Genomic DNA, 23202 nt, shown 5'->3' with positions numbered 1-23202 from the left:
GGACCGAGGGAAGGATCACGCATGGCAAACACAACGACCACCACCACCGGACCGAGCGTCACGGCAGCGCAGGGCAAGACCGTCATCAACGACGCCGTCGTCGCCAAGGTCGCCGGAATCGCGGCGCGCGAGGTCCCCGGTGTGTTCGCGCTGGGCGGCGGCGCAGCCCGCGCCTTCGGGGCGATCCGGGAGGCGATCAACGCCACCGATCTGGGTCAGGGCATCAGCGTCGAGGTGGGCGAGACGCAGGTCGCCGCCGACGTCACCATCGTCGCCGAGTACCCCGTCGCGCTTCAGAAGGTCGCCGCCGATGTGCGTACGGCCATCACGCAGGCGATCGAGCAGATCGTCGGGCTCCAGGTCACCGAGGTCAACGTGACGATCAACGACGTGCACGTCCCGTCCGACGACGACAAGGACGAGCAGGAGGCGCGAGTCCAGTGACCTCCGCCCGCTTCGGCGTCCTCGTCGGCGGCGCGCTCGCCGTCGTCTGGGCCGTCTTCGGCTTCTGGGTGTTCCTCGGCGTGGCCGCCGCGATGCTCGTCGGCTCCGTCGTCGGGCGCCTGCTCAGCGGCGAGATCGAGGCGGCGCGCCTCGCCGACGCGCTGCGCGGCCGCCGCTCGTCGTCATGACGGCCGGACGCGACCGCATCGCTCCCCGGGCGCTGGAGCGCCTCGCCCGGGCGATCGCCGCCGAGGCGCTCGGGGTCCGCATCGGGGAGACCTCCGTGCGGATCTCGGACGCCGCCGGCGCGATCGCCGTGCGCGTCCAGTCTCCCGTCGCCCTCCCGCCGCTGGGCGACAGTGCCGGGGGCGGGCTGACGACCCGATTGGCGGACGCCTCCGCCGACACGCGGCGGCGGCTCGCGGAACTCACCGGCCTGGAGGTCGCACGCGTCGACGTGCGCGCCACCGGTGCCGCCATCATCGAGAGGAGGGTGCGATGAACGCGCTCGGAACCCGCATCGTGCGGCGTGAGACGCACTCGCCGCGCTCGACCGCCGCTGTCGTCGTCGCACTGTGCGTCGCCCTGGTCGTCGCGTGGGCAGCGACGGAAGGCGTTCTGTCCCTGCTCGGCCTCCGCCCCCTCCTGCTCGCCCCGCGCGGGATGCTGACCGCCGTCGCTGCGCTGCCCGACGCACCCGCCGCCGCTCTCGCCGGCACCGCCGTCGTCGCCGGGCTGCTCGGAGTCCTGCTGTTCGGCATCGCCGTGCTGCCGGGGCGTCGCGCCCGCCGCCCGCTGGACGCGGAGCACACGGTCGTCGTCGCGGACGACACCATGCTCGCCTCCGCACTCGCCCGCACGGCCGCCCGGACGGCGGCGGTCTCCGCCGACGCCGTGAGCGTGTCGCTCGGGCGCCGCTCCACCACCGTCTGCCTCGTGCCCGTCTCCGGGACCCGCGTCGACCGCGACGCGGTCCGCAGCGCTGTCGCCGCGGAGTTCGCCGACGCCGCGCCCGCGCGCCCCGTGCGTGTCGCCGTGCTCGTCTCCGCGGCAGGAAAGGTCGGATCGTGAACAGCACCAACCGCGCACTCAACCGCGCACTGCTCGCCGTCATCGGAGTGATCCTCGTCGCGCTCGCCGCCGCACTGGCCTGGCTGCTCGTCGTGCCCGGCGCGGGATCGCTCTGGCGCACCGGGGCGACCGCCGTCCTCGCGTGGACGGATGAGGTGTTCGGCCGACCGCTCTGGTCGGGGACCACGGTCGGTCCGGCGGCGATCGTCGCCCTGGCCGCGGCCGTGCTGGTCGTCGTCCTGCTGCTCGCCTTCGCGCTCCGGCAGGGCGGTGGCGCGACCGCGACCCTGGTGCGGGCCCGCGGCGACGACGGCGCCATCGAGATTGACACCGCCGTGCCCGCGCGCCTGCTCGTCGACCGCCTCCGCGCGGTGCCGGGTGTGGCTCACGTGACCGTCAGCGCCTACCGCGTCCGCAGACAGCCCGCCCTCAAGCTCACCGTCGACTGCCGCCGCGGCGCCTCTCCCCGCACGATCGTCGATGCGGTCGATGACGCGGTCCTCCGGCTCGGCGAGGCACTCGGCGCGGAGCCCCCCGTCTTCGCGCAACTCACCGGCGGATTCCGGGCGCGCGTCCGCACCCCGGTTCGGGTCGACACCGGCGCGACGGCCGTGCGATCCATCCCCTAGCCTGGTTCGCATGACAATCGTCGTCGAAAACCTCCCACCGCTGTCCTGGAGCAACGCACCGGGTCAGGCCGAGCAGACCGCGGAGGGCGCGGTCGTGGTGACGGCCGCCGCCGGGAGCGATTGGACCAACGACGCGTTCGGCGGCCCGCAGCAGCACGCGGCGACCGCACTCGGCTTCACCCCGACGGAGGACTTCGCCCTCAGCGCCCGGGTGCGGGTGACCTCCCCGCGCAGCACCTTCGATGCCGGCGTCCTCGCCATCTGGGGCGACCGGGACCACTGGGCGAAGCTCTGCTTCGAGTTCTCCCCGCAGGGGCAGCCCATGGTCGTCTCCGTCGTCACCAACGGATACTCCGACGACTGCAACTCCACCCTCGTGACCGACGGCCAGGTCTTCCTCCGGGTCGTCCGCTCGGGCGCCGGCTGGGCGTTCCACTCCTCCCGCGACGGCGTGCACTGGGACTTCGTCCGCGTCTTCCGCCTCGACTACGACGGGCCGGTGAACGTCGGATTCCTCGCGCAGGCGCCGATGGGCGACACCTGCGTCGCAACCTTCGACGCGATCGTGTACTCGACCGAGGTGCCGGGGGACTTCCGCGACGGGTCCTGACGGGGCCGGGTCCTGACGGGGGCGGGTTCCTGACGGGGGCCGGGTCCTGAGGGCCGGCGGACTGCCCGGATCCCGCCTGCGCTCACTCCGCCGCCGTGAAGTCCCCCGGCCGCCAGGTGCCGTCGAAGACGGTCGTCTGCGGTCCGTAGACCCGGAAGTACGCGAACCACCCGCGACCCGGGATGGTGCGGATCCAGTGGTCGTCGTCACCGTCCGGCTGCTCCGGGCCGAAATGCAACGCCACCGAGTCGGAGACCGGAGCGTCCCTGAGTTCGAACATCGACCGCAACGCGGCATATCCCTGGTCGGTCTGGATCTGGCTGCGCGTCTCGGCGTCGTACACCGTGACACTCCAGAACAAGTTCGCGGGCACCGGGAGCGGCACCTCGAGCCGATAGGCGCGCGACCCGTCGAGGTAGTCGCCCTGATCGTCCCGCGCCCCGAACCAGTAGAGGGACCCGAAGCCGGCCTGGCGCCGGAACATGGCGGGCGACGTCGCGATGGCCTGGAAGAACCAGACCTCGCGCGCGACGGTGTCGGTGTAGCCCGGCGTCTGGAAGAACCCGTTCTCAGGTCGCAGGGTCACCCACTCCCAATGGCGGTCGCTCCAGACCGACCGGTCCGGCCGCCGGTCGGCGAACGACTGCACCCGCAGTTGGTCGTTGCCGTCCTCGGCGGCGGCGGCGAGGATGCGCTGGAGCCGCTCGTCGGGATCGAAGGGCGTACCCTTCTCGATGCCCAGCGCCGCGAGGTCACCGTACGCGGCCCTGGCCTCCTCCAGGGCGGGCTCGGTCGAGATGAAGTCGTGCAGCACGCGCCAGAACTCGATGCTCCGCTCGATGGAGACCGGGGTGGTGTCCTGCGGCTTCCCCGTCAGGTCGATCCACGTCGGCTCCTCCCAGGGCGTCGACGGGTCGAGCGGGTGCACCTTCACCGTTGTGAGCAGCCGGAGCGCGGCGGGGACGTCGCCGTCGACCGGGATGGCGCGGACGCCGCCTACCACGTGGAACGTGCTGGACCGGGCGACGAAGTAGCCCTCTGGCACCTCCCCGTCGTGGCCGGGCGGAAGGAGGAGGTAGCTGCCGCCCTTGCCCGCATCAGGACCGGGGAGACCCATGTCGGCCACCCACCGCTGGTCCAGCGCCAGGAACGCGGCGATGATCGGGCCCTGCGGGACCTCCACCACCAGGGGGCCGACCGAGAGGTCGAGCAGCATCGGGCCGTACGGGGTGTCGGAGTTGAGGGTGAACCCCACCTGGAGCGGACGCGTGTCGAGCGTCCCGAACACCCGGTTGTACTCGACGCCGGCGGCGAGAGTACCGCGCGCGATCATCATCCCCGAGACGGCCGGGTAGAAGTATCGGTAGCAGGCGACCGCTCGATTGCTGTCGGCACGGTCGTACGCGTCCGTGACGGTCGACTCCGTCGGAAATCCCCCGGGAAAGCCTGTCGATGCCATCGTCCCTCCATCTGCGCAGGTGAGAGTCGAGACGCGACTCTCATTCAGGGACTGTCTAGTCGGTGCGTGCGGACGCGAACAAGACCCGATCGCCGTCGTCTAGAAGATCAGCAACCCCGCCAGGTAGCTGGCGCCCAGCGTGCCGACCCCGACGGTGAGGGATCGCGCCATCGTCCGGCCGACCCCCGTCTTGCCGCTGCGCGCGCTGACGATCGACGTCAGGACCAGGGAGGCGATCACGGCGACCAGCACCGCCCACGCCTCGAGCGCGCCCGGGACCAGGATCGTGATCAGCAGGGGGACGAACGCGCCCAGCACGAAGGCGGCGCTCGCGGTGACACCGGCCCACACCGGCGCAGCCCGAGAGAGCACCTCGCGGATCCCGTGCTCCGCCTCCAGCTGCGCGGCGAGGGCGTCCGCCGCCGTCAACTGCTCGGCGACCTGGAGGGCGAGGTCGGCGGTGAGCCCCTTCGCCTCGTAGTACCCGGCCAGCTCGGCGACCTCCTCGTCTGGGCTCAGCTCGAGCTGCGCCTCCTCTTCGCGGATGACCCGCAGCTGCGCCTCGCGCTCGGCCGCCGCCTCGGACCACTTCGCTCCGCCGAGACCGAGGCCGCCGGCGACGGTCGCCACGATGGCGGCGGTCAGCAGCGTCGAATCGGACGCCCCGGCTCCCGCGAAACCCTCCAGCACACCGGCCGTGGCGATGATGCCGTCGTTGGCGTCCACCGTCCACGATCGCAGCGACGCCGCATCCGTCACCGCGGTGCGGAAACGGGTGAGCAGACTGGCCATGCGTCATGCTCTCACGACCGCTCTTGTCTTCACCGTCTTCGTTCTGCAAAACTCTCCCCGTGGTCCTCTAGCAGCGATTCCCTTCCTCCCCACGCCCGTGGGTGAGTCGATCGATCCTGCGAACGATGAGGTACCCCATGTCTTCTGATCACACGAGTTTCACCCTGTCCCCGGTCGCCGTGCCGGACAGCATCGCGTCGCCCGACGCCGCCGACTTCATCGGGATGGCCGAGGTGCGGCGCATCGTCGAGACCGAGCAGCGCGGTGCCTCCGCCGAGCATGCTGTCGCCCCGGAGACCGCCGCCGCCGAGCTCCTGCCCACCTGGAAGGACGTGACGTCGCCGATGGCGGGGCTCGTCGCGAAGGTCGACGGTCGCGTCGTCGGCCGCGGCACCCTCGCCCTCCCGCTCGGAGCGGCCGAGTGCTGGGCCGCGGTGAGCGTGCTGCGCGACGTCCGCGGTCGCGGGATCGGCTCCGCCCTCTACGAGCGGCTGGAGCGGATGGCCGGGGAGGCCGGACGCACCACGATCCAGAACCAGACCGACTTCCCGGCGGGGATCGGCGGCAAGGCTCTCACCGCGCCGACCGGTTTCGGGTCGGTGCCGCTCGAGCTGGTGTCCACACGCTTCCTCCGCCGCCACGGCTTCTCGCTCGAGCAGGTCGGCCGCCTCAGCGGCCTCCGCGTGCCCGCCGACGGGAGACGGCCGCGCTCCACCGGATCGCTCGATCCGGCCGCGCCACCGCCGGCCGCGCCACCACTGGCCGCTCTCCGCGCCGCGACCGACGCCGCCGCGGTCGGCTATCGAACGGTGAGCTGGCCGGGTCGCACCCCCGACGAGTGGCTCGACGCCCTCGCCCTCCTGCGCACCCGGATGAGCACCGACACCCCGAACGCCGGCATCGAGCAGACCGAGGACGTCTGGACCGCCGACCGCGTGCGCGCCGTCGACGACCTCTGGGCGGAGAGCCCCCTCACGGTGCTGACGACCATCGTCGTGCACGACGCCACCGGCCGCCCGGCCGGCTACACCGAACTCGCCGTCCCCGCCGAACCCGAGCGCCCGGTCGACCAGATGGACACGCTCGCGCTCGCCGAGCACCGCGGCCACCGGCTGGGCACCCTGCTGAAGCTCACCAACCTGCGCGAACTGACGCGACGGTTCCCCGGCGAGCACATCGTCGAGACGATGAACGCGGAGGACAACCGCCGCATGCTCGACGTGAACGAGGCCATGGGGTTCGAACCGATCTCGTACGCGGCGCGGTGGAGGAAGGTGCTGCGCTGACGGGGCGGAGGGCGTGGGATTCGAACCCACGAGACATTTCTGCCCACCAGTTTTCAAGACTGGCTCCATCGGCCGCTCGGACAGCCCTCCTGGCGCCGGAGACCGGCGTCGCCCGATTCTACCCAACGCGCGCGTCGCGTTCGCGAGTGCTGTCGTTCGGGACGACCGCGGCGCGGCGGCGTCAGTCTTGGAAGGGCTTCGAGCAGGTGTACTGCGCGGCGGTCTGACCGTGCACGTTCGACGGGAGCGAGACCGAGCTGCCGGGGGCTCCGGTCGACGCGTCGGTCGAGCCGTCGGTGGGAGTCTGGGTCGCGGTGTCGCCGGGGACGGCCGGAGTCTGCGTGGCAGGGGCGTTGGGGTCCGCCTGCGAGCCGACGCCGGTGTCGCCCGTGAGGGTGATCGGCTGGTCGTTCTTGAGCGCGTTCATCAGGGTCTCCGCAGCGTCGATCGTCGGCGCCACCCCACCATCGACGTAGTGGTTCGGGTACTGCACGAACACGACCTTGCTCACGTCGATGTCCTTGAGCGCGACCGCCATCGAGGCGATGGTCGTGACGTTCTGCAGGCTGTCGGAGAGCTGGATGTTGTTGACCGCCGCCTTCGCCAGTCCGTAGACCTTGAGGGGGTTGGTCAGGGTGTCCGCGCTCTTGATGGTGCGCACGAGCGACGACAGGAAGACCTGCTGGTTGCTGATGCGGCCGAGGTCCGAGCCGTCTCCGACACCGTGGCGCGTGCGGAGGAACGCGAGGGCCTGCGACCCTTCGAGGGTGTTGTCACCGGCCTTCACGTCGAGTCCGGTGTACGGATCGTTGATGTCACCCGCGACGCACACCGGCACACCGCCGACGGCGTTGGACATCTCGATCACACCGTCGAACTCGATGACACCGGCGTAGGGGATGTCGAGGCCGGTGAGCTTCTCCACCGTGAGCACCGTGCAGGCCAGACCGCCGTAGCTCAGTGAGCTGTTGATCTTCTGGCGGCTCATCGCGTCGAAGCTGCCGCCCTTGGGGTCGGGGCAGGACGGGATGGAGACGAACATGTCGCGCGGCAGGCTGATGACGGTGGCGTTCTTGTGGTCGGAGGAGACGTGCAGCACCATCGTGACGTCGTTGAGCACCTCACCGCGCTCACCGTAGGCCGCGTTGCCGCCACCGCTGTCGGAGCCGGCGAGGAGCACGTTGAACGCGCCGTCCATCGCACCGATCTGAGGGACGACCGCATTGCCCTTCGCGTCGACGAGGGTGACCGACTTCTTCGACGCCACCGTTCCGGTGACGTCGAGGACCGCGTAGGCGGCGACGCCGGCGGTGGAGACGGCGAGCACCGCGACGACGGCGACGAGCGCCGTCAGGAGGGTGCGGAACGGGTGGTGCCGCTTGAGCCGGCCATGGCGGGCGACGGTCGGTCCGACGGACTTCTCCTGGGCGCGCGCCTGAGCACGGGTGGGCACCTCGTTCATTCACTTCCTCTCGATGGAACGGCCTCAGAAGGGCAGTCTTTCACGACACGGGATTTCCAGAGTCGCACGCCACCCTGGCAGGAATCTGGAAGAGGCGAGGAAAAGTGCTGATCGGGAGGGCAGCCGATCGGTGCGGGACGACCGCTCAGAGGCTATCGAGCAGCTCCGCCAGGCCGTCCTCCACGACAGTGCCGACCACGCGCGACGACACAGCCTTCACCTCGTTCGGCGCCTGTCCCATCGCCGCACCGACACCCTGGGCCGAGGCCCACGTGAGCATGTCGATGTCGTTGCGGCCGTCACCGACCGCGACCACGTCGGCGAGCGGGATGTCGAGGGCGGCGCGCACCCGCTCCAGCGCCGTGGCCTTGTTGACGCCGTCGGGGGCGATGTCGAGCCACGCCGTCCACCCGATCGCGTAGCTCACCTTGTGCAGCCCCATCCGCTCGACGATGGAGAGGAACTGTTCCTCGTCGTGCTGCGGCGAGACGACGACGACACGGGTGGCGGGGTGGTCGGAGAGCTCCTCGAAGGTGACCTGCTCGGCGTTGACGAGCTCCCAATCCGTCATGCCCTCGGTGTAGCGGCGGAACCCGGTCGGGTCCTCGACCATGAAGCTCCCGCTCGGCAGGTGCGGCCGGATGGTGCGGAGCACCTCGGTCGGATCGAACGTCTCGACGAACTCGCGCCGGTAACCACCCTCGACGGTGTCATCGCGGCGCATCGTCAGCGCCCCGTTGGCGCACACCACGAACTCGCTGTCGAGCCCGAACGCCTCGTGGATCGGCTTGGCCGTCTCCCAGCTGCGGCCGGTGGCGAGCATCACCTCGTGCCCGGCCTCGCGCACGCGGGTCACGGCGGCGCGGACCGCGTCGCCGATCGTCTCGTCCTCGTGGATGAGCGTGCCGTCGACGTCGAGCGCGATGAGCAGGCGGCGGCCGGCGCCGTCGGGAGCGGAGGCGTTCACCGGGCGATCGGCTCCAGGACCTCGAGGCCGCCCAGGTACGGACGCAGCGCCTCGGGCACGCGCACCGAGCCGTCCTCCTGCTGGTGCGTCTCGAGGATGGCGACGATCCAGCGCGTGGTGGCGAGCGTGCCGTTGAGCGTGGCGACCGGGGAGGTCTTGCCGTTCTCGCCGCGGTGGCGCACCTCCAGACGGCGGGCCTGGAAGGTGGTGCAGTTGGAGGTGGAGGTGAGCTCGCGGTAGCTGCCCTGCGTCGGGATCCACGCCTCCACGTCGAACTTGCGGGCCGCGCTCGACCCGAGGTCGCCGGCGGCGGTGTCGATGACGCGGTAGCTGAGCCCGAGCTCCTGCATCATCTCCTCCTGCCAGCCGAGGAGGCGGGCGTGCTCGGCCTCCGCGTTCTCGGGCAGGGTGTAGACGAACATCTCCAGCTTGTTGAACTGGTGCACGCGGATGATGCCGCGGGTGTCCTTGCCTGCCGAGCCGGCCTCGCGCCGGTAGCAGGTCGACCACCCGGCGTAGCGCAGTGGCTCCGTCACGTCGATGATCTCGTCGGCGTGGTAGCCGGCGAGGGCGACCTCGCTCGTGCCGGTGAGGTAGAGGTCGTCGGCGGGCAGGTGGTAGACCTCGTCGGCGTGCGCGCCGAGGAAGCCGGTGCCCTGCATGATCTCCGGCTTCACCAGGGTCGGGGTGATCATCGGGATGAACCCGTTGCCGACCGCCTTGTCGAGCGCCATGTTCATCAGGGCGATCTCGAGGCGCGCTCCGATGCCGCGCAGGTACGAGAAGCGGGCTCCGGCGACCTTGGCGCCGCGCGGCATGTCGATCGCGCCGAGCAGCTCGCCGAGCTCCAGGTGGTCGCGGGCCTCGAAGTCGAACGACGGGATCTCGCCGACCGTCTTGAGCACCACGAAGTCGTCCTCGCCGCCGGCGGGCACCCCGTCGATGATCGGGTTGCCGATGCGGCGCAGCACGTCGGAGAACCGGGCCTCGGCGTCACCGGCGGTGCGCTGCGCCTCCTTCACCCGGCCGGCCAGCACCTGCGCCTGCGCGACGAGCTCCTTCTTCTGCTCCTTGGGCGCCTGGGCGACCTGCTTGCCGAACGCGTTCTGTTCGGCGCGAAGCTCCTCGAACGCGGTGATGGCGGCACGGCGGTCGATATCGGCCTGCAGCGCCTCGTCGACGACCTCGACGGAATCACCGCGCGCCTCCTGCGATCGGCGGACGACATCGGGGTTCTCGCGGAGCAGGACTGGATCGATCACGCCACCAGCTTATCCACCGCGGAACCGGGCATCCCGGTTCTGCACACGGAACAGGTAGCGTGAGCAGGGTGAACGGACGGGGAGACGCGCGGGACGCCACGGTCGCGGTGGTCTACAACCCCGTCCGCATCGACGTCCCCCGGGTCCGTGCTGCCGTGGAGGCCGCGGCCGCACGCGCCGGCGGCGTCGAGCTGATCTGGCTCGAGACCACCCCGGAAGAAGGCGGCCAGGCGCAGACCCGCGCGGCGTTGGAACGCGGGGCCACGCTGGTGCTCGCCGCCGGGGGCGACGGGACCGTGCGCGCCGTCGCCGAGGCGCTGCGCGACCGGGAGGCGACCCTCGGCCTCCTCCCCTCGGGTACCGGCAACCTCCTGGCCCGAAACCTCGGGCTCCCGTACGCGAACGTCGAGGAGGCATGCGCCGTCGCCTTCGACGGCGAGACGCGCTCGATCGACCTCGGCGTCGCCACCGCGACCCGGGAGAACGGGGAGCGCACCGAGCAGGTCTTCCTCGTCATGGCGGGCATCGGGATCGACGCCACCATGATCGCGAACGCCAGACCGGAGCTGAAACGCCGCTTCGGCTGGCTCGCGTACGTCGACGCGGGCGTGCGCACGCTGCCCAAGGCCCGCAAGCTCCGCGTCCGGTACCGCCTCGATGCCGGGCAGGAGCGGTCGGCGCACGTCAGCACCATCCTCGTGGCCAACTGCGGCACCCTGCCGGGCAACATGGAGCTGATCCCCGACGGCGCCGTCGACGACGGCCTGCTCGACGTGGCGATCCTGCAGCCGGCTTCGGTGTTCGGCTGGCTCGCGATCTGGCGCAAGGTGACGTGGGAGAACCGGGTGCTGCGCAGGAGCGCGCTCGGCCGCCGCATCATCCGCTTCACCGATCGGGCCGTGCGCACACAGCTCAGCTACCTGCGCGGCGCGGACGTGGGTCTGCGCGTGGACGGCCCCGAGCCGTTCGAGCTGGACGGCGACGCGTTCGGTCACGTGGTCGCCCTGGACCTGGCGGTCGACCAAGGCGGCCTGCGCGTGCGGGTGCCGCGGGGGTAGACGCCGGCGCGACAAGCAGAACCGCGACAAGCAGAACCGCGACAGGCAGAACGCGTCACGTGCGGAGCCGGGTGCGGCGGAGTCGCGTGGTGCGGTGCCGGTCGGGCGGGGCTAGAGCTCGTCGTCCGGGTCGAGGTCGGCACCGGTCGCGGCGACCGGGCGACGCCGGCCGACGATCGCGGTCAGGAAGAGCAGGGCGACCATCGTGGCGATCCCGATGGTGATCATCGGGCCGGCGAGCACCCACCCGATCTGGGTGAGCACCTGCATGCCGATGTCGCCGCCGGTGCCGGTGTAGCTCGTCGTGTAGGAGGCGTTCACCGCGACCGCGTAGATCACGACGCCCAGCACGACCAGGCCGGCCCCGACGATCCACAGCGCGAGCATGAGCGGGTTGCGTCGGGGGGAGAGCTCGGCGCCGGCGAGGAGTCCCGCCGTCACCACCACCGGGGCCGCGGCGGTCTCCGGGAGGGACGGGGTGACGGGGAAGGACCCGTCCGGCAGGTCCAGCGGAGCAGGCTCGACCACGCCCGCGGCCTCCCACGACGACGACGACGCGGCAGGGAACGCATCGTCCACGTCGGCCTCGATGCGAGGCCGCTCGCGGACCGGAGCCGCGGCGACGGCGCGCACACGAGTGCGGGAGCGCTCGCCCGGTTGCGGGTGGTAGCCGCGCTGGAACGCCGGGTCGTACCGGGGGTCGAACCCGCCGGAGCGGGCGCTGTCCTGCTCGTCGTCCGCGATCATCTTCGGTCTCCTTCTGAAGCGCAGCCTACCCCCGCGGGGTCCCGGACCCGGCGGCGTCCCGCGCGCCGCCCTCGGTGAGCGACGCGAGCCAGGTCCGCGCCTCGGTGAAGACGTCGTCGCGATAGCGCTGATCGAAGTCCACCGGCACGCGGTCGGCACGCGGGTACGACCCGAGGAAGATGACCGACGGGCTGAACCGGCGCAGGCCCAGCAGGGCGTCGGCCACGCGCTCGTCGTGTATGTGCCCGTCTGCATCCATCACGAACCGGTAGCGGCCGAGGGCGTCGCCGATGGGCCGGGACTCGATCAGGCTGAGGTTGATGCCGCGGGTGGAGAACTGCTCCAGCAGGTCGAGCAGCGAGCCCGGGCGGTCGTCCGGCAGCTCGGCGATGAGGCTGGTCTTGTCGGCGCCGGTCGCCTTCGGGACGGTGCGTGCGGTGCTGACCAGGACGAACCGGGTGACGGCGTTCGGGTTGTCGCCGATGTTCTCGGCGAGCACGGCGACGTCGTGGTGGTCGACGATCCCGGGCGGGGCGACCGCGGCGTCCGCGGTGCTGCCCTCGAAGAGGGAGGCCGCCGCGGCGACGTTGCTCGAGGCCGGCAGGTGCCCGTGCTCCGGAAGGTGCTCGTCCAGCCACTGATGGCACTGGGCGTAGGCGACGGGATGGGCGTTGATCGTCCGCACGTCCGCCAGCGTGGTCCCGGGCCGGGCGACGAGCACGAAGTTGACCGGGACCAGGTACTCCCCCACGATCCGGAGGCCCGGCACGGTCGCCAGCGCGTCCTGCGCAACCGAGACGCCGCCCTCGATCGAGTTCTCGATCGCGATCATCGCCGCCACGCTGCGTCCGGCCACCACGTCGGCGAGCGCCTCCCCCACGTTGTTCACGGCGCGCCAGCGCTTGCCCCGAGCCTCCGGCACCTGTGCGAGCGCGGCCTCGGTGAAGGTACCCGACGGCCCCAGGAAGCTGTACACCTCGTCGACGGAGGCGGGCAGTTCGGCAGTGGGCTCGACGGGCTCTGAGGACATGGCGTTCAGCTTAGCGACGGGGGCGAGCGTGGGATGCGCCCCCGTCGACGGCGCCGCCGTGGAACGAGTCCGGCGTTTCGACGGCAGACGGACCACCCGGGATGGCGCAGACGTGGGCCTCGCGCACACCCGCCCCTCCCCTCCGCCGCGCGAGCGTGGAAGCATAGGAGCATGGACCCCCGAGCAGGCACTCCCGCGCAGCCCTCCGACCTCATCGACGTGGACGCCCTCCGGCGCGCGTACTACGAGTTGAAGCCGGATGTGAGCATCCCCGAGCAGCGGGTGGTCTTCGGCACCTCCGGCCACCGCGGCAGCTCGCTCAACACGGCATTCAACGAGGACCACATCGCCGCGACGACGCAGGCGATCGTGGAGTACCGCGCGTCGCAGGGGATCACCGGCCCGCTGTTCATCGGCGCCGACACCCACCTGCTGAGCGACTTCGCGACCACCACCGCACTGGCCGTGCTGGTCGGCAACGAGGTGCGCGTGCTGGTGGACGAGTTCGATGACTGGGTTCCGACGCCGGCGGTGTCGCACGCGATCATCGCCTACAACCGGGCCGGGCACCCCGATCAGGCGGACGGCATCGTCGTGACGCCGAGCCACAACCCGCCGGCGGACGGCGGATTCAAGTACAACCCGCCGCACGGCGGACCGGCCGACACCGACGCGACCAGCTGGATCGCCACCCGGGCCAACGAGATCATCGCGGGCGGCCTGCGCGACGTGCGCATGGCCGAGCCGAGCGGAGTGGAGACCTACGACTTCCGCGGGAAGTACGTCGACGACCTCGAGAACATCATCGACCTGAAGGCCATCCGGGAGAGCGGCATCCGCATCGGCGCCGACCCGCTGGGCGGCGCGAGCGTGCACTATTGGCAGGCGATCGCCGAGCGCTACGAGCTCGACCTGACCGTGGTGAACCCCCTGGTCGACCCGGCGTGGGGTTTCATGACGCTGGATTGGGACGGCAAGATCCGCATGGACCCGTCGAGCCCGTCGGCGATGGCCTCGGTGGTCGAGCGCCGCGCCGACTACGACATCCTCACCGGCAACGACGCGGACGCCGACCGGCACGGCATCGTCACGCCGGACGGCGGCCTGATGAACCCCAACCACTACCTTGCGGTGGCCATCGACTACCTGTTCCGCACCCGCACCGGCTGGCGGGAGGACGCCGCGGTCGGCAAGACGCTGGTGTCGTCGTCGATCATCGACCGGGTGGCGGAGTCGCTCGGCCGGCGGCTGTGGGAGGTCCCGGTCGGGTTCAAATGGTTCGTGCCCGGCCTGATCGACGGCTCGGTGGGCTTCGGCGGGGAGGAGAGCGCGGGCGCGAGCTTCCTGCGCTTCGACGGCTCGGTCTGGACGACCGACAAGGACGGCATCCTGCTCGCCCTGCTCGCGAGCGAGATCCGCGCCGTCACCGGGAAGTCGCCGTCGGAGCTGTACCGCGAGCTGACGGAGCGGTTCGGCGACCCGGTCTACCAGCGGGTCGACGCCCCGGCCACCCCGGCCCAGAAGGCCGCGCTCGGCAAGCTCGACGGCGACGCGATCGCCGCGACCGAGCTGGCGGGCGAGCCGATCACCGCGAAACTGAGTCGCGCACCCGGCAACGACGCGCCTCTGGGCGGGGTCAAGGTGGAGACGGCGACGGCATGGTTCGCCGCCCGCCCCAGCGGCACGGAGGACGTCTACAAGATCTACGCGGAGAGCTTCGCGGGCGACGAGAACCTGCGCCAGGTGCAGGAGGAGGCCAAGCGGATCGTGGGCGACGCGCTGGCCTGATCGCCCGCTCCCGCAGACCGAACGATCCGTTCGTCACGACATGCCGTCGGCCGGTCGGCCCGCGCGGCGTGTCGTGACGGACGGATCGCGGGGCGACGATCAGGCGCGGCGCACGAGGATCGCGAGCGCGTCCCCGACGGGGGCGGCGCCGTTCTCGTCGCGGGCGGCCCCCACGATCCGGGAGACCGCACCGGCCGCGGTCGCCGAGCCGCGCACGCGCGACTGCAGCACACCGAGCCCCGCCTCTCCGCCGAGGGCGTCGAAGACGGCATCGCTGATGACGAGCAGCCCCTCCCCGTCGGCGAGGGAGACCGTGCGCTCGGGGCGTTCGGCGCCGGCGATCCCGAGCGGGAGGGTCGAGGTCTCCAGCCGCTCGATGTCGCCGGTGCGCCGCACGACGAACGCCAGCCCGTGGCCGGCATCGACGAAGCGCACGCGTCCGTCGCCGTCGATGCGGGCGTGGAACACGGAGGTGTAGGCGGCCAGGCGGTCGAGCTCCTCTTCGACCATGCGCGACGCCTCGGCCACGGCGGGCACCAGGTCGGCGAAGGCGCTCGCGCTGCGCAGCGCCGCCCGGACGGAGGCGGCGATGATCGCGATCGGGCTGCCCGAGCCGACGACGTCGCCGATCGTCACGTGGAACCCGCCCTCGGCGTCGTACCAGTCGTAGAAGTCGCCGGCGATCCGCTCGCCCGGCTCGCAGGCCGCTGCGACGTCGTAGCCGGGCGCGGTCGGCTTGCGTCGCGGGAGGAGGGCACGCTGCACGACCGCGGTCCTGTCCAGCTCTTCGTCGCGATCCAGCTCGGCCTGCACCCAGTCGGCGAGGTCGCGCAGCAGTCGCAGCTCGGCCGCGGTGAGGGTGCGGGGCTGCACGTCGACCACGCAGAGGGTGCCGACGGCCTCCCCGCCCGGCGCGTGGATGGGCTCCCCCGCGTAGAACCGCAGGTGCGGGTCGCCCGCCACGAACGGGTTGTCGCGGTAGCGCTCGTCGGCGATCGTGTCGCCGATGATGACCGGAGCGTCGGTGCGGACGGTCAGGTCGCAGAACGAATCGGCGCGCGGCGCCTCCCGGGTGAGCCCGAGGTGCGACTTGCGCCACTGGCGCTCGTCGTCGAGCAAGGTGATGCTCACCATCGGCACATCGAAGAGCTGCTGGGCCATCCGGGTGATCCGGTCGAACCGGTCCTCCGGTTCGGTATCGAGGATCTCGAGGGCCTCCACCGCGCTCTGCCTGCGCTGTTCCGACTCCCGCGTCCGTACCGCCTCGATGGTCATCCGGCCTCCCGTCATCCCGTCCGTCCACCCTATCGACGGAGTGTTCGGAACGCAGGGGCCCAGCGGATGGCGGCGACGACGGCCGTCGCCGACGTCAGTGGTACTCGGTGCCTCCGGCGCAGTGGAAGAACTCCTCCAGCGTCGTCACCCCGGTCGCGTGCAGGTGGGCGGCGAGCGGCACCCCGATGAAGCGGAAGTGCCAGGGCTCGAACGTGAACCCGGTCACGGGCACCTTGTCCGCCGGGTAGCGCAACAGGAAGCCGAATCGCCACGCGTTGGCGGCGAGCCACGTGCCCTGCGGGGTGTCGGCGAAGCACGCAGCGAGCGAGCACTTCGCCGGGACCGCGCTGATGTCGACGGCGAGACCCGTCTGGTGCTCGCTGTGGCCGGGTCGTGCCGTGTCGGTGTCGGCGTACGCCTGCCCGTTGCGGGCGACGTCGTCGTCGTAGACGCGGGTCTGGGAGTCGAACGAGCGATAGGCGCTCTGCACCGAGAAGTCGAGGCCGGCCTCCTGCTTGCCCGCGTGGAACATCGCGACGAGGGCGTCGGCGACCTCCGGGCGCATCGGCTGCCGGTTCACATACGTCACGTCGGGGTAGACGAGCTCCGGCGGGGCGAAGGCGACCGGGTCGAGCACGCGCGACTTGTTGACGACCACCCAGGTGCTCGCCGGATCGTCGAACGACTGGGCGGTGGCATCGAAGCCGACGGAGGTCGGCGTTGGCGGAGCGGAGGGTGTGGGCCGTGGATGCGGGCGGGCGCCTGCACCGGGGGCGTCCGTGTGCGGGCGGTGCGTCGGGCGTCCGCCCGCCTCGGCGGACGGATCGGCTGCGCAGCCTCCGAGGGCGAGCAGCATCGCCAGCGCAGCGCCGGTCACGGCAGCGCCCAGTGTCGTCGCCCGCAGGCGGGCTCCCCCCAAGGTCACGGGCAGAGCATAGCCGCTCCCGGTGGGAGGGCACTGAACGGCGGGGCGACTACTTCGACAGGCTCCAGAAGTGCCCGATCGCGCCCGGGTGGTCGACCGTGATGGTGGTGTCGAGGTCGCGGTAGTCGGTGTCCTCGTTGTGGCCGACCATCTTGATCTTGATCTGGCCGCCGACGTTCTCGACCGCGGAGACGATCTGCACGTGGTCGAGGGAGTCGTTGTCGTTCCAGTCGAACATGACGATGTCGCCGACCTTGATCTTGTCGCGCTGGTCGAACGAGTACTCCGTCAGTCCGAGCGCCGCGGCGTTCTGCTGGAAATACGCGTCCATGGAGGGGACGTAGCCCCACGCCGGGCTCCAATCGGCGGCGGCGTTCTTGTTGTACCACTCGTCGTTCATCGTCCAGCCGCGGGCGATGAGGGTCTGGCTGACGAAGTTCGCGCAGTCGCCGCCGACGGGGTTGAGATCGCCCCACTCGGCCGTGTTGTAGTTCTTCCAGTAGGTCATCGCATACGCGAGCTGCTTGTCGACGGGGGTCTGGACCTGGTAGTCGTACGTCTTGCCATCGGTGGCGACGGCCTTGCCCGACTTGTCGGTCACGGCGATCGGCACGGCGCCCGCGGCGAAGCTCTGCGCGGCCGGGACGGCGACGGTGACCTTGTCGGCGGTCGCCGCGGTGACGGCGGCGGCCTGGCCGCCGATCTGCACGCTCGTGACGTTCTGGAGGTTCGACCCGGTGAGGGTGACCGTCCCGCCGGAGACGCTGCCCGTGGCGGGCTCGACGTCGGAGACGCTGGCCGTGCGAGGTGTCGTGTTCGCGGTCGCCCCGGCGAGGGCCTTGGTCGCGACGGACGGCTCGCCGGCGCATCCGGTGAAGAGGAGCGCGGCGGAGGCCGCCACGGCCACCACGGAGGCGATGCGGCGGGGGTGCCGGGGGGAACGACGGGGGGAGCTGAGAGAACTCATACGTCCTTCGGAGGGGATTCGGAGGGGGACGGGTTCGGGTGCCTCACACGGTACGCCTGCTACCTATGCGCCACCTGGACGGGGGCCATTCCGGGGCGTAGCGTCCGAGGAGTTCCGCGTCATCCCGGGGATCGCGAGCGCACGTTCGCCCGTGGCGAACCATCCCCGGCCAAGCCTGGGCGCGTTGCCGAAAGACGCGCACCGGGTGTAACTTTGCACCCTCCGCAAAAATATTCACGACTCACACCGGTGTGACGCCCGAGCACCGGGCGTCCCCTTTCGCTCTCGACTCGGAGTTCAATGTCCAGCACTGCCCCCGCGGCCCCGCCCGCACCCAAACCGATCATGTCGCACCGGCAGATCCTCTTCGTGATCTTCGGTCTCATGGCCGGCATGTTCCTCTCGGCCCTCGACCAGACGGTCGTCGGCACCGCGATCCGCACCATCGGCGACGACCTGCACGGTCTCAGCCAGCAGGCGTGGGTGACCACCGCGTATCTGATCGTCTCCACGATCGCCACGCCCATCTACGGCAAGCTCTCCGACATCTTCGGCCGCCGCCCGCTCTTCATCTTCGCGATCGTCGTCTTCATCATCGGCTCGATCCTCGCCTCCTTCTCGACCTCGATGGTCGAACTGGCCGCCTTCCGGGCCATCCAGGGCCTCGGCGCCGGTGGCCTGATGTCGATGCCGCTGGCGATCATGGGCGACATGCTCGCCCCCCGCGAGCGCGCCAAGTACCAGGGCTACTTCCTCGCCGTCTTCGGCATCTCGAGCCTCATCGGCCCGCTGGTCGGCGGCCTGTTCGCCGGCGCCGACCAGATCCTGTGGATCGCCGGCTGGCGCTGGGTGTTCCTCGTGAACGTGCCGATCGGCCTCATCGCCCTGGCGATGGTGCTGCGGTTCCTGCACCTGCCCAAGCACGACCGCGGCTCCGTGCGGATCGACTGGTGGGGCGCGACGGCCGTCGTGGTCGCCCTCGTCCCGCTGCTGCTCGTCGCCGAGGAGGGTCGCGACTGGGGCTGGGACAGCGCCGGCGCCATCGCCTGCTACGTGATCGGAGCCGTCGGCATCCTGGCCTTCATCCTCATCGAGAGGGCGATGAAGGACGACGCGCTCATCCCGCTGAAGCTGTTCCGCTCGAACACCTTCTCGATGGCCACCATCATCGGCGTCTTCGTCGGCTTCGGGATGTTCGGCGCCATGCTGACCCTGCCGCTGTACCTGCAGCTGGTGCTCGGCGCGACGCCGACCGAGTCGGGGCTGCAGATGCTCCCGATGATCCTCGGACTGATGATCTCGTCGATCGCCTCCGGTCAGATCATCGCGCGCACCGGTCACTACCGGCAGTTCCCGATCATCGGCACGGCGCTGCTCTCGGGCGGATTCTTCTACCTGACCTTCCTCAAGTACAACGACTCGTACTGGTTCATCGCGGGCGCCATGCTGCTCATCGGTCTCGGCCTCGGCCAGCTGATGCAGACGCTGACGATCGCCAGCCAGAACTCGGTCGGCGTGCGGGACATGGGTGTGGCGACCAGCGCCTCGACGTTCTTCCGCCAGATCGGTGGAACGCTCGGCACGGCGGTCCTCCTCTCCCTGCTGTTCACGGTCATGCCGGGCAACGTCAAGTCGTCCCTCGCGGACGAGCCCACGCTGAACAGCGCACTGAACGCGGCGCTCGACCCGTCGGTGGCACAGGCTCCGGAGAACAAGAAGATCATGGAGCAGAGCTACAACACGATCGTCTCCGAGCTGACCGACAAGACGAAGTCGGGCATCCAGGCCAACGTCACGAAGGCTCAGGACGCCGCCAAGCAGGCGGTCGCCGACGCGGTCGCGGCCGGTCAGATACCGGCCGCCGCGCAGGAGCAGGCGACGACCGCCGCCGTCGAGAAGGCGACCGCCGCGGCGGGCACCGCCATCTCCGCGAAGGCACCGTACGCGTCCGTCGCCCCCGACGGCACGGTGACGCTCGACTTCTCGAACGACACCGTCCGTCAGGACTTCGTCGACTCGGTCGCGCCGACCCTGTCCAGCACCCTCAAGAAGTCGACCAGCGCGAACGCCGGCAGCGGCAACCTCGACGACACGTCGTTCCTGAACGACGCCGACCCGCGTCTGTCGAAGCCGTTCCTCGTGGGCTTCAACGCCTCCGCGATCCAGGTCTACTGGGTGGCCCTGATCGTCGTGCTGATCGCCTTCGTGCTGACGTGGTTCTTCAAGACCCCGCCGCTGCGGGCGAAGTCCGCACTGCAGGAGGCGGCGGACGATGCCGCCGAGAAGGACGAGGCGGCACGCCGCGAGGAGGAGAACGAGGATGTCGGCATCCTCGCCAGCCGCGCGGCCGCCGAGGTGGGCGCCCTGATCGAGCCGGGTGCGGATACCGCGTCCGTGCGCGCTCAGCGACCGCAGGCCTCCGCGGGCGAATAGTCCCGCGCAGGCGCCTCACCCACGACGGCCGTCGTCCTCCGGGACGGCGGCCGTCGTCGTCATCGTCACCGGGGTGATCCTGCGCAGCACGAAGGGGGCCGCGACGCCGTGGAGCAGGATGCTGCCCACGACGGTCAGCACCGTCACGGCGAGCACATCGCCGCTGACGGACTCCGGCAGCTGGTTGAAGGCCAGGAGGCCGAACACGATCGACGCCGTGCCCCGCGGCCCCATGAGCCCCAGGTACGTGCGGTCCTTCCAGCCGACGGGCGAGCCGAGCATCCCGACGTAGACCGGCACCGCCCGGAACACCGTGAGGGCGAGGACGGCGAGCACGAGCAGCCGCCAGTCGATGCCGTTCACGATGACCGCCGTCGTCATCCCGCCCAGGATGAACCACACGAAGTTCGCTGCGACAGCGCTGGCCTCTTCGACCAGCAGGAGCTCCTCGTGCGGGACCGCGCGCAGCTCGGTGCGCCGGGTACGCGCGATCCGGAAGATGACGCCGGCCACGAACGCCGCCACGAAGCCGTTGGCGGCGAGCTCGTGCACGGTCGCGATCCCGAACGCGAGCAGCGGCGCCAGCAGGGTCACGAACCGGATGCCGGTCGCATTCGCCCAGTCGCGACGCGCGGCCCAGCGGGTGAGGAACCCCAGTGCCCCGCCGAGCAGCACGCCGATCAGGATGGCGATGACCGTCGCGGGCACCGCTCCGAAGAAGGCCTGCACAAGGTCGGTGATGTTCTTCTCGAGCTGCGCTTCGTCACCGGAGGCCTCCGTTCCCGTCTCGGCGATGTGGAGGAGGGTGGGGAGCGCCACGGCGATGGCCAGCGCGATCCCGAACACGGGCGAGATGAGGCCGTCGTTGTAGCCGCTCTCCACATTGAGGATGCGCCGCACCCGCGCCGGGATGCGCTCCGACCGGAGCAACGCGGTCGCCGGTGCGAAGTCGGTCGGCATCACGATGCAAGCGATGACGATCAGCACGAAGACGCCGATCTGGGGCAGCAGCCACACCCCGACGAGCACCACCAGGACGAGCGAGAGCGGCAGGGCGATGAGCACCAGACGGGCGAGCGAGCGTCCTTCTCCGCCGAAGAGTCCGCCGCGCACCTCGCACGCGTCGACGAACAGCAGGACGGCCAGGATGAGCTCGACCACGTGCTCGGACACGTCGCTGTCGATGGCGGCGGTGAAGGCGGGCACCGCCGGGATGACGACCAGTGCCCCGAGTGCGGCGAGACCCGCGGGCCCCGCGATCCCGACGCGCTCGAATCGGTGGGCGACCAGCGACCAGAGCGCGACGGCAGCGAAGCCGATGAGGATGATGACGGGCATTCCACCCCTCCCCTCGGCACCCGCCCCGACGGTCGGGGAGGTGTCCAGTCTCGTCGGAGCACGGGACGCGGCTCCACCGGGACACGTGGTCGATCAGGTAACGATTAGGTCACGGCGTCGACCGGAGGCCGGGTCGGATCCGCGGAATCCCGCGGCGGAGGAAAGCCCGGAATCCCGGGCGTGAGAGCGCGATCACGGATCGGCTTGACATCCTCGCCGGACTCGTTCTAGATTCTCCAACAACGCGTGAGAGCGCTCTCACGGTCGCGAACTGAGAGCGCTCTCACAGCGCCTCATCAGACCCAGCACACACCACAAGGGAGTGAACCGTGAAGCTTTCACGACGCACCAAGGTCGCGGCCGCCATTGCCGGCGCCGCGTCCTTCGCCCTCCTCGCCGCCGGCTGCTCATCGAGCGGCAGCGACGGCGGGAGCAGTTCTGACCCCATCACGCTGACCGTCACGACGTTCGGCACGATGGGCTTCGACAAGCTCTACTCGGAGTACGAGAAGGAGCACCCCAACATCAAGATCAAGGCGACCAACATCGACACCGGTGACAACGCCCTGACCGACTGGCAGACCAAGCAGGCGGCCGGCAGCGGCCTCCCCGACGTTCAGGCCGTCGAGGAGGGCTGGCTCTCCAAGGTCATGCAGGTCTCCGACCAGTTCAACGACCTCAAGGACTACGGCGCGAACGACATCAAGGACCGCTGGGTCGACTGGAAGCTGAAGCAGGCCACCGACAAGGACGGCCGCATCATCGGCTACGGCACGGACATCGGGCCGGAGGGTCTCTGCTACAACAGCAAGCTCTTCGCCGCGGCCGGCCTGCCGAGCGACCGCGACTCCGTCGCCAAGCTCTTCGGCGGCGACAGCGCCACCTGGGCGGACTACTTCAAGGTGGGCGAGCAGTACAAGGCCGCCACCGGCAAGGCGTTCTACGACCAGTCCGGCTTCCTCTGGAACGCCATGGTGAACCAGCAGCCCGAGGGCTACTACACCAAGGCCGGCAAGCTGAACATCGAGAACAACTCCGACCTCAAGGCGCTGTGGAGCCAGTTGGCCGCCGGTGCGGCCGCGGGCCTCTCCTCCAACCAGACCCAGTGGGACTGGGGCAAGGGCAAGGCGTTCACGGACGGCTCGTTCGCGACCTTCGTCTGCCCGGGCTGGATGCTCGGCGTCGTCAAGGGCCAGGTCGAGGCGGGCGGCGGCAACGCCGAGACCGGCTGGGACTTCGCCAACGTGTTCCCGGGCGGCGCCGCCAACTGGGGCGGTTCGTTCCTGACCGTGCCGAAGCAGTCGAAGCACCCGAAGGAGGCGGCCGAGCTCGCCGCCTGGCTGACCACCGCGAAGTCGCAGGTCGCCACGTTCCAGGCCGCCGGCACGTTCCCGTCGGTGACCGCGGCGCAGTCCGACCCCGGAGTGACCGGTGAGAGCGACCTGACGAAGTTCTTCAACAACGCTCCGGTCGGCGAGATCCTCGCCCAGCGTGCGAAGGGCGTCGTCGCCCAGTACAAGGGCCCGGACGACTCCGTCATCCAGTCGCAGGTCTTCGGGCCGTCGGTGCAGGAGCTCGACTCCGGCAAGGCGAACGGCGACCAGGCCTGGGCCAACGCGATGACCCTGCTCAACCAGCTGGTCGTCAACAAGTAACCAC

Annotated in this window: 22 protein-coding genes and 1 tRNA gene; 11 read left to right on the top strand and 12 right to left on the bottom strand. The window is 70.7% G+C overall.

The window, feature by feature from the left end; genetic code table 11:
- Window positions 1-21: 21 nt before the first annotated feature.
- Genes U870_RS0105055 through U870_RS0105030 form a run of 6 tightly spaced genes read left to right on the top strand, consistent with a single transcriptional unit; the run spans window position 22 to window position 2754 of the window.
- Window positions 22-444, top strand: a complete 423-nt coding sequence (locus tag U870_RS0105055) for an Asp23/Gls24 family envelope stress response protein (protein WP_025156326.1) — start codon at window positions 22-24, stop codon at window positions 442-444.
- Window positions 441-632, top strand: a complete 192-nt coding sequence (locus U870_RS0105050; RefSeq protein ID WP_025156325.1) for a hypothetical protein — start codon at window positions 441-443, stop codon at window positions 630-632. Before U870_RS0105055 ends, U870_RS0105050 begins: the two co-directional genes overlap by 4 nt.
- A complete protein-coding gene (locus tag U870_RS0105045) occupies window positions 629-946 on the top strand; it encodes a hypothetical protein (RefSeq protein ID WP_025156324.1) in 318 nt (105 codons plus the stop codon). The genes U870_RS0105050 and U870_RS0105045 overlap by 4 nt, the downstream gene beginning before the upstream one ends.
- On the top strand, window positions 943-1515 hold the full coding sequence (locus U870_RS0105040) for a DUF6286 domain-containing protein (RefSeq protein ID WP_025156323.1): 573 nt from the start codon (window positions 943-945) through the stop codon (window positions 1513-1515). The genes U870_RS0105045 and U870_RS0105040 overlap by 4 nt, the downstream gene beginning before the upstream one ends.
- Entirely contained in the window at window positions 1512-2144 is a 633-nt protein-coding gene (locus U870_RS0105035) for a hypothetical protein (protein WP_025156322.1), read from the top strand. Before U870_RS0105040 ends, U870_RS0105035 begins: the two co-directional genes overlap by 4 nt.
- Before the next feature lie 10 nt (window positions 2145-2154).
- Entirely contained in the window at window positions 2155-2754 is a 600-nt protein-coding gene (locus U870_RS0105030) for a DUF1349 domain-containing protein (protein WP_025156321.1), read from the top strand.
- 82 nt (window positions 2755-2836) lie between these two features.
- On the opposite strand, the gene U870_RS0105025 is transcribed toward U870_RS0105030, so the two are convergent.
- Together U870_RS0105025 and U870_RS0105020 are read right to left on the bottom strand one after the other, a co-directional pair.
- Complete coding sequence (locus U870_RS0105025; RefSeq protein WP_025156320.1) at window positions 2837-4213, bottom strand: DUF1254 domain-containing protein; 1377 nt, start codon at window positions 4211-4213, stop codon at window positions 2837-2839.
- A gap of 99 nt (window positions 4214-4312) precedes the next feature.
- On the bottom strand, window positions 4313-5005 hold the full coding sequence (locus U870_RS0105020; RefSeq protein ID WP_025156319.1) for a VIT1/CCC1 transporter family protein: 693 nt from the start codon (window positions 5003-5005) through the stop codon (window positions 4313-4315).
- Between the two features lie 137 nt (window positions 5006-5142).
- Here U870_RS0105020 and U870_RS0105015 point away from each other — a divergent pair, with 137 nt between their 5' ends.
- Window positions 5143-6291, top strand: coding sequence for a GNAT family N-acetyltransferase (locus tag U870_RS0105015; RefSeq protein WP_025156318.1), 1149 nt, complete (start codon window positions 5143-5145; stop codon window positions 6289-6291).
- A 5-nt stretch (window positions 6292-6296) separates the two neighbouring features.
- Here U870_RS0105015 and U870_RS0105010 read toward each other — a convergent pair.
- The 4 genes from U870_RS0105010 to serS form a co-directional block, all read right to left on the bottom strand.
- Window positions 6297-6381 (bottom strand) — tRNA-Ser (locus U870_RS0105010).
- Window positions 6382-6472: 91 nt separating this feature from the next.
- On the bottom strand, window positions 6473-7753 hold the full coding sequence (locus U870_RS0105005; RefSeq protein ID WP_025156317.1) for an LCP family protein: 1281 nt from the start codon (window positions 7751-7753) through the stop codon (window positions 6473-6475).
- A 145-nt stretch (window positions 7754-7898) separates the two neighbouring features.
- Window positions 7899-8720 carry an HAD family hydrolase gene (locus tag U870_RS0105000; protein WP_025156316.1) on the bottom strand — a complete coding sequence of 274 codons (822 nt, stop codon included), beginning with the start codon at window positions 8718-8720 and terminating at the stop codon, window positions 7899-7901.
- Window positions 8717-9982, bottom strand: coding sequence for a serine--tRNA ligase (gene serS / locus U870_RS0104995; RefSeq protein WP_025156315.1), 1266 nt, complete (start codon window positions 9980-9982; stop codon window positions 8717-8719). The genes U870_RS0105000 and serS overlap by 4 nt, the downstream gene beginning before the upstream one ends.
- 68 nt (window positions 9983-10050) lie before the next feature.
- On the opposite strand from serS, the gene U870_RS0104990 reads away from it, so the two are divergent.
- Window positions 10051-11040 (top strand): diacylglycerol/lipid kinase family protein, encoded by a 990-nt coding sequence (locus U870_RS0104990; protein WP_025156314.1) that lies wholly within the window; start codon window positions 10051-10053, stop codon window positions 11038-11040.
- 111 nt (window positions 11041-11151) lie between these two features.
- Here U870_RS0104990 and U870_RS0104985 read toward each other — a convergent pair whose 3' ends face one another.
- Complete coding sequence (locus U870_RS0104985; protein WP_025156313.1) at window positions 11152-11787, bottom strand: hypothetical protein; 636 nt, start codon at window positions 11785-11787, stop codon at window positions 11152-11154.
- Between the two features lie 25 nt (window positions 11788-11812).
- A complete protein-coding gene (gene pheA, locus U870_RS0104980; protein ID WP_025156312.1) occupies window positions 11813-12817 on the bottom strand; it encodes a prephenate dehydratase in 1005 nt (334 codons plus the stop codon).
- A 171-nt stretch (window positions 12818-12988) separates the two neighbouring features.
- On the opposite strand from pheA, the gene pgm reads away from it, so the two are divergent.
- Entirely contained in the window at window positions 12989-14605 is a 1617-nt protein-coding gene (gene pgm, locus U870_RS0104975) for a phosphoglucomutase (alpha-D-glucose-1,6-bisphosphate-dependent) (protein ID WP_025156311.1), read from the top strand.
- Window positions 14606-14704: 99 nt separating this feature from the next.
- Here pgm and U870_RS0104970 read toward each other — a convergent pair whose 3' ends face one another.
- From U870_RS0104970 to U870_RS0104960, 3 genes are all read right to left on the bottom strand, one after another.
- Entirely contained in the window at window positions 14705-15880 is a 1176-nt protein-coding gene (locus U870_RS0104970; protein ID WP_025156310.1) for a PP2C family protein-serine/threonine phosphatase, read from the bottom strand.
- Between the two features lie 94 nt (window positions 15881-15974).
- Entirely contained in the window at window positions 15975-16805 is an 831-nt protein-coding gene (locus tag U870_RS0104965; protein WP_240183631.1) for a M15 family metallopeptidase, read from the bottom strand.
- Between the two features lie 49 nt (window positions 16806-16854).
- Window positions 16855-17772 (bottom strand): DUF1287 domain-containing protein, encoded by a 918-nt coding sequence (locus U870_RS0104960; protein WP_029947199.1) that lies wholly within the window; start codon window positions 17770-17772, stop codon window positions 16855-16857.
- A 300-nt stretch (window positions 17773-18072) separates the two neighbouring features.
- Between U870_RS0104960 and U870_RS0104955 the strand changes: the two genes are divergently transcribed.
- Window positions 18073-20205, top strand: a complete 2133-nt coding sequence (locus tag U870_RS0104955) for an MDR family MFS transporter (protein ID WP_025156307.1) — start codon at window positions 18073-18075, stop codon at window positions 20203-20205.
- 15 nt (window positions 20206-20220) lie between these two features.
- Here the strand turns inward: U870_RS0104955 and U870_RS0104950 are convergent, their stop codons facing one another.
- Window positions 20221-21543, bottom strand: coding sequence for a cation:proton antiporter (locus U870_RS0104950; protein WP_025156306.1), 1323 nt, complete (start codon window positions 21541-21543; stop codon window positions 20221-20223).
- 329 nt (window positions 21544-21872) lie between these two features.
- On the opposite strand from U870_RS0104950, the gene U870_RS0104945 reads away from it, so the two are divergent.
- A complete protein-coding gene (locus U870_RS0104945; protein ID WP_025156305.1) occupies window positions 21873-23198 on the top strand; it encodes an ABC transporter substrate-binding protein in 1326 nt (441 codons plus the stop codon).
- The last annotated feature ends 4 nt before the right edge of the window (window positions 23199-23202 follow it).

It is taken from the genome of Leifsonia aquatica H1aii (genome assembly GCF_000633535.1).
Classification (GTDB): domain Bacteria; phylum Actinomycetota; class Actinomycetes; order Actinomycetales; family Microbacteriaceae; genus Leifsonia; species Leifsonia aquatica_A.
This window is presented reverse-complemented; position numbering and strand designations above follow the sequence as displayed.

Excerpts from the sequence above, each read along its gene's own strand:
- U870_RS0105055 (WP_025156326.1), top strand. The coding sequence starts at position 22 with ATGGCAAACACAACGACCACCACCACCGGACCGAGCGTCACGGCAGCG.
- U870_RS0105045 (WP_025156324.1), top strand. The coding sequence starts at position 629 with ATGACGGCCGGACGCGACCGCATCGCTCCCCGGGCGCTGGAGCGCCTC.
- U870_RS0105040 (WP_025156323.1), top strand. The coding sequence starts at position 943 with ATGAACGCGCTCGGAACCCGCATCGTGCGGCGTGAGACGCACTCGCCG.
- U870_RS0105030 (WP_025156321.1), top strand. The coding sequence starts at position 2,155 with ATGACAATCGTCGTCGAAAACCTCCCACCGCTGTCCTGGAGCAACGCA.
- U870_RS0105025 (WP_025156320.1), bottom strand. The coding sequence starts at position 4,213 with ATGGCATCGACAGGCTTTCCCGGGGGATTTCCGACGGAGTCGACCGTC.
- U870_RS0105020 (WP_025156319.1), bottom strand. The coding sequence starts at position 5,005 with ATGGCCAGTCTGCTCACCCGTTTCCGCACCGCGGTGACGGATGCGGCG.
- U870_RS0105015 (WP_025156318.1), top strand. The coding sequence starts at position 5,143 with ATGTCTTCTGATCACACGAGTTTCACCCTGTCCCCGGTCGCCGTGCCG.
- U870_RS0105005 (WP_025156317.1), bottom strand. The coding sequence starts at position 7,753 with ATGAACGAGGTGCCCACCCGTGCTCAGGCGCGCGCCCAGGAGAAGTCC.
- U870_RS0104985 (WP_025156313.1), bottom strand. The coding sequence starts at position 11,787 with ATGATCGCGGACGACGAGCAGGACAGCGCCCGCTCCGGCGGGTTCGAC.
- pheA (WP_025156312.1), bottom strand. The coding sequence starts at position 12,817 with ATGTCCTCAGAGCCCGTCGAGCCCACTGCCGAACTGCCCGCCTCCGTC.
- pgm (WP_025156311.1), top strand. The coding sequence starts at position 12,989 with ATGGACCCCCGAGCAGGCACTCCCGCGCAGCCCTCCGACCTCATCGAC.
- U870_RS0104970 (WP_025156310.1), bottom strand. The coding sequence starts at position 15,880 with ATGACCATCGAGGCGGTACGGACGCGGGAGTCGGAACAGCGCAGGCAG.
- U870_RS0104960 (WP_029947199.1), bottom strand. The coding sequence starts at position 17,772 with ATGAGTTCTCTCAGCTCCCCCCGTCGTTCCCCCCGGCACCCCCGCCGC.
- U870_RS0104955 (WP_025156307.1), top strand. The coding sequence starts at position 18,073 with ATGTCCAGCACTGCCCCCGCGGCCCCGCCCGCACCCAAACCGATCATG.
- U870_RS0104950 (WP_025156306.1), bottom strand. The coding sequence starts at position 21,543 with ATGCCCGTCATCATCCTCATCGGCTTCGCTGCCGTCGCGCTCTGGTCG.